The organism is Rathayibacter sp. AY1D9, assembly GCF_002932395.1.
Classification (GTDB): Bacteria; Actinomycetota; Actinomycetes; order Actinomycetales; family Microbacteriaceae; genus Rathayibacter.
In genome coordinates this window covers 1-797 of sequence record NZ_PSVQ01000081.1, presented here as the reverse complement: position 1 = coordinate 797, position 797 = coordinate 1, and the positions used below count along the sequence as shown (strand labels likewise).

Sequence of the window (797 nt, the reverse complement as noted above, 5' to 3'; positions counted from 1 at the left end):
CGGCTTCGGCTGGGAGCGCGGGCTCGTGCACGGCGTCCACCTCGGCTGGAGCGGCGACAGCTCGCTCCGCGCCGAGCGCACCGTCGAGGGCGTCTCGCTCCTCGCGGCCGGCGAGCTGCTGCGGCCCGCCGAGATCGAGCTCGCGCAGGGCGAGAGCTACGAGACGCCGGTCGCCTACGGCTCCTGGGGGGACGGGCTCAGCGCTCTGCAGGCCCGGTTCCACGCGTCGCTCCGCTCCCGCCCGCAGCACCCCGTCGCTCCGCGGCCCGTCACCCTCAACACCTGGGAGGCCGTCTACTTCGACCACGACCTCGCTCGCCTCACCGCCCTCGCCGAGCGGGCCGCGCGGATCGGGGTCGAGCGCTTCGTGCTCGACGACGGCTGGTTCCTCGGCCGCCGCGACGACACCGCGGCGCTCGGCGACTGGACCGTCGACCCTTCGGTCTGGCCGGAGGGCCTCACTCCGCTGACGGACGTCGTCATCGGCCTGGGCATGCAGTTCGGCCTCTGGGTGGAGCCCGAGATGATCAGCCCCGACTCCGACCTGGCTCGCGCGCACCCGGAGTGGATCCTCGGCCCGGCCGGCCACCTCCCGGCCTCGGGGCGGCAGCAGCAGGTCCTCGACCTCTCGCAGCGCGGCGCGTTCGAGCACGTGCTCGACGCCCTCGACGCGCTGCTGATCGAGTACCCGATCGCGTACCTCAAGTGGGACCACAACCGCGACGTGATCGAGGCGGTCTCGCCCGCCACCGGCCGCTCCGCCGTCCACGACAACGTGCTCGCGCTCTACCGCCTGC

General features: G+C 74.0%; 1 protein-coding gene. It reads left to right on the top strand.

Features of this window, described 5'->3' with window-relative positions; all coding sequences use genetic code 11:
- Positions 1–797, top strand: a 797-nt coding sequence (locus C5C50_RS16585; RefSeq protein WP_181133964.1) for an alpha-galactosidase, incomplete at both ends; no start/stop codon positions are given.